The following is a 7,077-nucleotide window of genomic DNA, read 5'->3' on the forward strand; positions in this document are numbered from 1 at the left end:
TTTAAGGTTCCTGCCTGTTTATTTACAATAATGACAACCTCAGCTATTCTTGCCGTCTCTTTATATTTGATTTATCGTTTCTCTTTTAATCTATTTTTGTAAAAAAATACTTCTAAAACATTAAAAAACTGCTTTTTCAAGCGTTTTAAACTGTATCTCCCCTCATTTAGATACAATAGCCCCACAGCCCCGCCATTCAATACGATCTTCACCATACTTTAAACATAAGATAATACCCATTGATATATTCAACAAAAATCAGTTAAGCTATCCTATAAAAATAAGAGCAATACATAAAGTAGCAGTATTTAATGATATTAAATGAAGACGATTATTATGGAATTCTTGGTGTAAGCTACGAATGCAACGATAAACAAATAAAATCTGCTTTTCGTAAATTAGCTCTACAATACCATCCTGATCATAATTCTAGTACCGAAGCTAAACAAAAATTCAGAAAAATTCTTGAAGCCTATGAAGTTCTTAAAGATCCTCGAAAGAGAGCTGCTTACAATCAATTCTATCACAAGACCTCTGAAAACACTCACAAGACTTCTGAAAACAATTACAAGACCTCTGAAAACACTCACAAGACCTCTGAAAACACTCACAAGACCTCTGAAAACACTCACAAGACCTCTGAAAGAGGTAGAACCCAAGAGAACATACTAAAAGATAATATAAATATAAATAATATCAAGCGTGTAATTTTCATTATTTGTGGAATAACGCCTCTAATTTATGGTACAATTTCGCTCTTTACGTGGAATATACCACTAGGAATAATAAGTATAGGGTTATTAATTCTCGTCAGTATAAAAGGATATTTAGTAAAGATTGGTAAATTGATATTCTGGCTCATACTCATACAACAATTTTTACTGTTTACCAGATTTATATTGAAAATTATCTCATGAAAATGCTTTTGAAGAGTATTAAGAGCGCCCCCACAGTGAATTCATAAAATGTGGTCATTTTTGATTTTCTATAACAAGGGATTGTAGAAAAACATAAAGATTATAATGTCTCTATCCGTTTTTTCCCTATTCTCCCGTTTTCCCCAACAAGCCCACTTGACTCCACACAGATTTTTTCTCATGCCCCCCTGTCTCATATCAACCCCTCAATTCCCCTAATCTCCCCCCCCCAAGCTTCCCCCTCAAGAACGAAAGCATACCGCACATCATGGTCACCGCCATAAAGAAGCACTTGGGCCTTTCATTGCGGCCCCCCAGCACGCACCACAAAATCACACCTCCATACCTCTAACAAGCACGGCCGTACTTCCCCCCCCCATCAAACATCTTCCCCCATTTTCCAGCATGCTTTACGTATCACTACAAGTCCGCTGAATGACTTACCTGTCCCACCCCTCCATTGCCTCAATCCCGCCCAATGAACCAGCCGACACCTTTTCCCCCCGCAAAGCACCTGCAAGTTTCTCATCCATAGGTTCTTTTCTTCATGCCCCCCTTTCCTCTTATCAGCCCCCAATTCCCCAAGCTTCCCCCCCCCTTAATCTTCCCCCTTATCTCTCCCCCCCAAGAACGAAACCATACCGCGCACCATGGTCACCGCCATAAAGAAGCCCTTGGCCCATCATTACGTAAAATAATGCCCCCCTTAACACGCACCACAAAAGCACCCAGCCCCTCTCGTATCTCAACGTCTAAACATCTGTCTCACTTCTCCCATCAAACATCTCCTTCCATTTTCCAGCATGCTTTACCTATCACTCCAAGCTCCCTACTTGCGTGCCCAAAAAACACAAAAACCGGCTCTTTCCCCCTCTGCTCTTTTCCCCTTTGAACGTACCTTTTTATAGAACTTTGCCTCTCCTCAACGTTGCACACGATCCCCCTCTTGTCCGCCTCATTCTTGTTTTGCCCTCTAGCAGACGCTTTGTCTTCATTCCAAGCACCCTTTTTTCCCCCTCCTTCAAAGAAATTTCTGTCCTTATATGAAAATCTGTCCCAATACTCTTAATTTGCTGTACCATCTTCTCCAAAGCCTCATTAAAACGGCTAATTTCATTTTCCAGCTTGCAAATATACGCTTCATCACGATAAGCACGTTTAATCAAAGGTGGCATATCAGGCCAATAGAGCATTAAATCCACCCATTCGCGTTGAGAAATCCATAATCCTCCTTGACATTGTGCTTTATGTTCTTCTGGAAAACTCTTTTGCATGAAATGAGGAATTAAAATTTCAGGTTTTTTTGTTTTAATTTCTAATAAGCCATTTTTTCCCACAAAAGCATCAGGAGAAAATCCTTGTCTGCGATCATCTGCCAAAACAAAGCCAATACATTCAGGTTCTGTATGTGTCAGTTTCCCATAGAGCTGTCGTGCGATTGGTTCTAATTCTGTCCCGCGTCGCTGAGAAACCGTTGTTCCTTCCTCAACGGTTTTTCCTGTAATTCTTTCTCCTGCCAATTTCATCATCACATTCTGATATCGTGACGTTTTTTGCCCCTGTTTTTTTTGTGCCATAACCATCTCAAACAAAGAAGCCGTAATCAAACCATTACGCACTTTCAGCCATTCTTCTGTTCCCTGGATACAATCGATAATGATTGGCATGATCTTTCTCCCCTTCATTTTTAAAGTGTTTTTTGCAAGATATCCTCTTTGAAACATTCACCTTTTTTAAGCTGTGTCCATCACACGAACTAAAGATGACAGCATCCTTCAATGCATCCTTAAATATCATGCCCCCCAAAACACAAGAACTGCTGCCCCCCCCTTAAACACGCAAACACAAAAGCTCCCAAAATCACCCCTCCATTGCCTCAATCCCCCAATGAACCAGCCGCCACCATTTCCCCTCGCAAAGCGCCCACAAGTTTCTCATTCATAGGCTCTTTCCTTCACACCCCCTGTCTCATATCAGCCCCCAAATTTCCCCCAACAAACCCTCTTGTCTCCACACAGATTTTTTCTCATGCCCCTACATTCCTTTCCTCATATCGACCCCTCAATTCCCCCGCAAGCTTCCACCCCCCCAAGCTTCCCCTCAAGAACGAAAGCATAACGCACACCATGGTCACCGCAATAAAGCAGCACTTGGGCCCATCATTACGTAAAATAATGCCCCCCTTAACACGCAACATCAAAGCAGCTAAAAACCCACGCGCCCCCATACGTCTCCTGTCTCACTTCTCCCGTCAAACATCTTCCCCATTTTCCAGCATGCTTTATGTACCCCTCCAAGCTCCTTACTTGCGTGCCCCCGAAAACACAAAAACCGGCTCTTTCCCCCCTCTGCTCTTTTCCTTTTTATAGGTTGAAACCTGTCTGTACTGCTGCTTCTCTTCCTCCTAAGCCTCATGTTTGTTCTCCAGCATGCTTTTCGTACCACTCCAAGCCCACCAAACTGGATAACGACCTGCCCCCCCTCCATTGCCTCAATCCCCCAACGAACCAGCAGACACCTTTTCCCCTCGCAAAGCGCCTGCAAGTTTCTCATCCATAAGCTCTTTTCTCCCCCCCCTGTCTCATATCAGCCCCCAAATTTCCCCCAACAAACCCTCTTGTCTCCACACAGATTTTTTCTCATGCCCCTACATTCCTTTCCTCATATCGACCCCGCAATTCCCCCGCAAGCTTCCCCCTAATCTCCCCCTCAAGAACGAAAGCATAACGCACACCATGGTCACCGCAATAAAGAAGCACTTGGGCCCATCATTGCGGCTTCCTTTTTCAATCTAGCTATTGCACAACGGAAAAATCATGGCGGCAATATTCTTCCCCCAATTTTTTTGCCACAGACTGAGCCACCTCTTGCGATATGAAAAGAATAGCGTTGTGTTTTTGTGGTTCGAGTCTGATTAAATTTCGCATATTTCCAGCATAATAAAGCGGAATCCCTTGATAAGAAGTCTTGAGATAACTTGGCATGTTTACCACCAATAATCTGCCAAGACATCACATGGGCGTAAACGATGCTGTTTTTCATAAGAGCCATAGAGATTATCTTCATAATCACAAGCGGCTCTTTCATTTAAACAAGCATGATAAGCTTCACTATTCAAAACGAAGGGCTGCAATGGCGTATTTTCTTCATTTATTTCATGATTTTCGACATAAAAATCAGCGATTTGTTCCGTAACATCTTCAGCATGAGAAGTTGTCAGATCGAGTCGTAAAACTCTATAAACAGTTTCACATTCTTCAATCAGTTCGAGCACTTCTTCGATTTCGTCGATTGGTCCTTCATAAGTACTAGGATTTTCCTCTTCGCATAACACGATAATGATTTCATCCTCTTTAACGAATGAAATATTTTTCATGATTTCCCCCTTTAGATAGTTGATAAAGCATAGCCTTGTCTTGACAAGACTAAATATAGCGTTAGTCTTATATCCTCTATAGGAGAGATGTCAACCATTTTATCCTTCATAAAAGATATATTTTAAATATCTACGGGGTTCAAATGACATATGTAAATAAAAATCTATTATTCTTTGTTCCCCTCATGCCCCTTTGTTGTTCTCTATTTGTTCTTACTAAATTGCAATTATAAACACACAGGAGAGATAAAATGAGTGATATAATATTAATAAAATACTGGAGTCGTCTTGATTCAAAAGCACAGAAGGAAGTTATTTTGCAGCTTCGTCAACGGGTCGCCGCAAAAGAGTCAAAATCGCCTGTCTCTCTTGCGGAGAAAGTTTTGAAATAAGCTCTATAAATTCTTTATCTTCAGGGCTAGCCCCTTTACCGTAAAGAATATAATTCATACTGATATTAATTTCGTGACAAATTCGCGAGAGAGATTCGATTGTTGGTTCTTTTCCTTCAGAAAGAATAGAATGAAGGTATCCTGCGCCTTTACCGGCAGCAAGTGAGATAGATCTTTTAGACCGCCCACTTTTTTCCAAAGCAATCCTTAATCTTTGACGCCAACCATCGATATTCATAATTTCACCATATAGCGCGTCTTTTTAAAAAAACACGTCCTTTTTATAAAACGAGCTTGCATTATCCTCTAAAAAGGATAAAATTAAGGAAACAAATTTTACTTTTTAGGGGGAATTTTTTTTTATTTTTGGATCATAAAAACACTTTAACCACCCTACAGGATACAAAAGACCACTCTCCAAAGCTTTTGCCCAAAAGCAAGTACATTGAGAATGTGTGGTATTCTTTATTTTTTCCATCACCGCAATCTTAAATCGTAAGTTTGCATGCGCTTCAAGCACAGCCAATCATTTATAAGCGTCGTAAAGAAGCCTCTCGTCATCATCGAACAGAGCCAAACGCAACACAAGTTAAATCCCTATTTGAGCTTTTATCATCAATAAAAATGTATAAAAAAGAAGAAAGTAGATTGCAGTATGAAACACGCTAATCAACAAGAAACTCCTCATTATGAATCGTCTAGGCTTCCATATGTTTGTTGGTATCAAAATGACTTTCTAGGAGGCGTTCGTGGGATGCGTGCACACGAAATTGGAATCTATACGATTCTTCTCAATGAAATGTATGCACGCGGTCGTCCTCTAGAGATATCAGAAGAACGTTTAGCGCGTCTTTGTGGTTGTGACAAGCGAACTTTTGTTAATGTTTTAGAGATGCTCATCCAAGAGGGTAAGATTTTAAATTTAGCCAATGGATTATGGAACAAGCGTTGCGAAAATGTTTTTCAAGAGCGTGAAAAATTGCTTGAACAAAAATCTTTTGCGGGTCGTTCTTCGGCAAAAAAGCGCAAAAAAATCAATGCAGAGATTCAACAACTGCTCAACGAAAGTACAAAAGATGCTACACAAAGCTCAGAAGCTCAAAAGACAGAAGAAAAGAAAACACCTTACGGTGTTTTAGAAAAGAAAATTTTGTTTGATGAGACAGAACCTTGTTTTTCCTGTGAAGAGAACTTTGAACCAAGCGATCACCCATCACCCTCATCGGCTCTTAATTCTGCTCTCCCTTCCCCTCCACAAGAAGAAACGGAGCAAAAAAATGCCCCCTCAAACGCTCCCCAAACCGAGTTCACTCCCGCCCCTATTGCGCAAATTGTCACGGAGGAAAAAACAAAATCCGCCACCAACCTCCCCTCCAGCCTCTCTGTATCCATCCCGCCTTCTTCCAACAAAAAAACCACTGCCTCAGTTGCCAAAGGGCACCGTCTTCCTGAACATTGGCAAGCAGACATCAAGGCAGCAGTTTCAGAAGGTTTGAGTGAGAGCCAAGCCCATTGGCAAGAAAAGAAGTTTCGCGACTATTGGCAAGCCAAGAGCGGCAAAGAAGCTCTCAAAGTAGACTGGCAAGCCACATGGCGCAACTGGTTTCGCCGTGAGATCGAACGGCTAGAACAGCAAAAACAGGGGAGCTTCTCATCTTTCATCCCTGAGAGCAACGACATGCTTTATCGCAGTTTGATCAACTATAGCGACAATTTTTGACATCACACGAACAACGTATTTTTCAATCACGCGCGGGGACAAAAAATGTTTCAAAACCACAAAAGAAACCAGAAAAACAACAATGAAATAAGCTCTTCATACAGCAAAACGAGTCAACATCACCCCTACTACTCTCATCATAAAAAAGCTCGCCCTACACGCCTCATTTCTTGCACGCAAAGGAACACAAACGCTCTCCGTCCTCTCTGTATCCATTCCGCCTTCTTCCCCCCCCACTACCTCAGTGATTGCCCAAAGGCAACCGTTTTCCATGCCCTTAGCAAATAGTTATCAACGCAGCAGGTTCAGAAATTTTCAATGAAGAGCAAACTCTTTGGCAACAAACCACTCCTCCACACACACACACCCCAGCAGGCATCCCAACACACGCCTCAGCACGCCCCCCAACACACACCTCAGCAAGCACCCCAGCACACGCCTCAGCAAGCACCCCAACACACACCCCCAACACACACCTCAGCAAGCACCCCAACACACACCCCAGCAGGCATCCCAACACACATCCCAGCAAGCGCCCCAACACACCCCCCAGCAAGCACCCCAACACACACCCCAGCAGGCACCCCAGCACACGCCTCAGCAAGCACCCCAACACACACCCCAGCAGGCATCCCAACACACATCCCAGCAAGCGCCCCAACACACCCCCCA

9 protein-coding genes are annotated in these 7,077 nt (G+C 42.5%); 2 read left to right on the forward strand and 7 right to left on the reverse strand.

Annotated elements, in window-relative coordinates; all coding sequences use genetic code 11:
- The first annotated feature begins 311 nt into the window (after window positions 1-311).
- A complete protein-coding gene (locus ACFIKU_RS07720) occupies window positions 312-917 on the forward strand; it encodes a J domain-containing protein (protein WP_375657149.1) in 606 nt (201 codons plus the stop codon).
- A 902-nt stretch (window positions 918-1,819) separates the two neighbouring features.
- On the opposite strand, the gene ACFIKU_RS07725 is transcribed toward ACFIKU_RS07720, so the two are convergent.
- From ACFIKU_RS07725 to ACFIKU_RS07740, 4 genes are all read right to left on the reverse strand, one after another.
- On the reverse strand, window positions 1,820-2,584 hold the full coding sequence (locus tag ACFIKU_RS07725) for a YqaJ viral recombinase family protein (RefSeq protein WP_375657150.1): 765 nt from the start codon (window positions 2,582-2,584) through the stop codon (window positions 1,820-1,822).
- A gap of 1,128 nt (window positions 2,585-3,712) precedes the next feature.
- Window positions 3,713-3,901, reverse strand: a complete 189-nt coding sequence (locus tag ACFIKU_RS07730) for a hypothetical protein (protein WP_375641748.1) — start codon at window positions 3,899-3,901, stop codon at window positions 3,713-3,715.
- A 2-nt stretch (window positions 3,902-3,903) separates the two neighbouring features.
- Window positions 3,904-4,293 carry a hypothetical protein gene (locus tag ACFIKU_RS07735; protein WP_375641747.1) on the reverse strand — a complete coding sequence of 130 codons (390 nt, stop codon included), beginning with the start codon at window positions 4,291-4,293 and terminating at the stop codon, window positions 3,904-3,906.
- Window positions 4,294-4,605: 312 nt separating this feature from the next.
- The gene (locus tag ACFIKU_RS07740; RefSeq protein WP_273723488.1) at window positions 4,606-4,923 is read right to left on the reverse strand and encodes an XRE family transcriptional regulator; all 318 of its coding nucleotides are present in this window, start codon (window positions 4,921-4,923) and stop codon (window positions 4,606-4,608) included.
- 417 nt (window positions 4,924-5,340) lie between these two features.
- Between ACFIKU_RS07740 and ACFIKU_RS07745 the strand changes: the two genes are divergently transcribed.
- Window positions 5,341-6,405 carry a DUF1376 domain-containing protein gene (locus ACFIKU_RS07745; RefSeq protein WP_375657151.1) on the forward strand — a complete coding sequence of 355 codons (1,065 nt, stop codon included), beginning with the start codon at window positions 5,341-5,343 and terminating at the stop codon, window positions 6,403-6,405.
- A 96-nt stretch (window positions 6,406-6,501) separates the two neighbouring features.
- On the opposite strand, the gene ACFIKU_RS07750 is transcribed toward ACFIKU_RS07745, so the two are convergent.
- The 3 genes from ACFIKU_RS07750 to ACFIKU_RS07760 all read right to left on the reverse strand — a co-directional run.
- Entirely contained in the window at window positions 6,502-6,678 is a 177-nt protein-coding gene (locus ACFIKU_RS07750) for a hypothetical protein (protein WP_375657152.1), read from the reverse strand.
- Window positions 6,679-6,682: 4 nt separating this feature from the next.
- Window positions 6,683-6,868 (reverse strand): hypothetical protein, encoded by a 186-nt coding sequence (locus tag ACFIKU_RS07755; RefSeq protein ID WP_375657153.1) that lies wholly within the window; start codon window positions 6,866-6,868, stop codon window positions 6,683-6,685.
- On the reverse strand, window positions 6,846-7,077 hold a 232-nt coding region (locus ACFIKU_RS07760; RefSeq protein WP_375657154.1), incomplete at its 5' end, for a hypothetical protein. The genes ACFIKU_RS07755 and ACFIKU_RS07760, both read right to left, overlap by 23 nt.

The organism is Bartonella sp. CM120XJJH, assembly GCF_042194715.1.
Classification (GTDB): domain Bacteria; phylum Pseudomonadota; class Alphaproteobacteria; order Rhizobiales; family Rhizobiaceae; genus Bartonella.